This is a genomic window from Nguyenibacter vanlangensis (assembly GCF_013376155.1).
GTDB classification, from domain to species: Bacteria; Pseudomonadota; Alphaproteobacteria; order Acetobacterales; family Acetobacteraceae; genus Gluconacetobacter; species Gluconacetobacter vanlangensis.
This window is the reverse complement of sequence record NZ_JABXXP010000584.1, coordinates 1-1,769: the sequence shown is the minus strand read 5'-3', so window position 1 is coordinate 1,769 and position 1,769 is coordinate 1. Positions and strand designations below refer to the sequence as shown.

1 protein-coding gene is annotated in these 1,769 nt (G+C 62.2%); it reads left to right on the top strand.

What is annotated here, in order from left to right:
* The first annotated feature begins 618 nt into the window (after nucleotides 1-618).
* On the top strand, nucleotides 619-1,344 hold the full coding sequence (locus tag HUK84_RS16930; RefSeq protein ID WP_176641314.1) for a response regulator transcription factor: 726 nt from the start codon (nucleotides 619-621) through the stop codon (nucleotides 1,342-1,344).
* Nucleotides 1,345-1,769 lie beyond the last annotated feature (425 nt).

Sequence of the window (1,769 nt, the reverse complement as noted above, 5' to 3'; positions counted from 1 at the left end):
CTCGGGTTGCCGGGCAGGGGGCGCGGCATGGCGCAAGGTACCGGCCCGGCACCAGGCCTGCAGCGGAATGTCCGGCGCGGCCGAACGCAGCCCGCTCATGCGCGGACATCCAGCCGCCCGCGGGTCCGGGCAGGTACGAAGATCAAACAAAAAGCCATGAATCTGGCCTCCTGCCGTTCAAGCGGTTGCTCGAATCCAGGAGGCCGCCCGCTGTCAGCAGACAGACGGCACGGTCGCACCCGGACAAGGACATGGCCCGCGGACGAACCGGACACCGGGCTGACTGCCAGGCGCCGCGTCCCCGCAGGCGATTCTAGATCGGGGTTTCATCATCGTTTCTTGTTCGGTGTATCGACGCACGAACAGCGTTCGGCCGCCGATTTCGGTCGCAGCCGGTATAATGGATCCGCCGCCCCGTTCAAGGGGAAAAACCCTCGTCGGAACGAAATCGTATCATTGGCGTTCATAGCCGGTGGAAAACCGCCGCGGAACGCAATTGGCTAACTTCTGCGTGAAACCGCATGGCGACCCAGCCTTCCTCGCTCGGAATAATTGTTTTTGTTAAAAACTACACCTATAGGTAGAAATTGGTAACAGGTGAAACCTATGGTGGTTGGCATGCGCGTTTTACTCGTAGAAAGTGATGGCGTTGAAGTCGGCGATACGGCCAGCACCCTGCGTTCGATCGGTCACCCGTTCGATCATGTCGTAACGGGGCAGGCGGCCATCGCGATGCTTCAGCGCTTCGATTATGATGTCGCGCTGATCGAGCTGATGCTGCCCGACATCGATGGTTATGAAGTCCTGCGCAGGGCGCGGGCGGTGCGCCTGCACACCCCGATCCTGGCACTGTCCAGCGTCGCGACGCCCCAGGCCAAGGTGCGGGCCTTCTCCGCCGGGGTCGACGACTACATCACCAAGCCCTATCACACGTCCGAGTTGGCGGCGCGGATCCAGGCCGTGGTGCGCCGCTCGAAAGGCTACAGCCAGCCGGAATTGCGGGCCGGGTCGCTGAAACTCAATCTCGACAGCCGCGAGGTCACGGTGGGCGACCGCCCGGTACGCCTGACCGGCAAGGAATATCTGATCCTGGAACTGCTGCTGCTGCGCAAGGGAGTCGCGCTGAGCAAATATGCCTTCCTCGATCATCTCTATGGCGGAATGGACGAACCCGACATGAAGATCATCGACGTGTTCATCTGCAAGTTGCGCAAGAAGCTGCAGCAGGCGGGTGCCGGCAACCTGATCGTCACCGTCTGGGGCCAGGGCTATATGCTCAAGGACGCCCTGCCCGTCCGCCCGTCGCGGCATCCGGGGCGGGGCGCGCTGCAGCCTGCCGTTTAGTTGAGTATCTGCCATGAATCTGAAACTCTCCAGATTCATGGCAGATACTCCATAGAGCGACATCCAACCGCCCGCCGGCCATGGCGGACACGGCGTGCATTTCATCCGCGCTGGGCAAAAAAAACGCAGGATCCGAAGATCCTGCGAAGTTAACGTGATGGTTCACTGATGCGATGCCCCCATCGCCCTTTCCTTATGGCACCGCATGGCGGGATCCGACATGACCTGCATCAAGTCCCGATGAACATTTCGTAAGGTCCGCGTCACCCGGAGCGATCCCGCAACGAAGGGTGGTTGAGCCCACGGCCCGCTGCCCGTACAGTCCCGTACGGTCAGGGGCGGCCGCCGCGTGGTGCCGCTGCGGCCTTCGGGAGGCGGATGATTCATGTCGGATGCGGACAGGGCCGGGGCGGTTGGCGCGCCTG

Excerpts from the sequence above, each read along its gene's own strand:
- HUK84_RS16930 (WP_176641314.1), top strand. The coding sequence starts at position 619 with ATGCGCGTTTTACTCGTAGAAAGTGATGGCGTTGAAGTCGGCGATACG.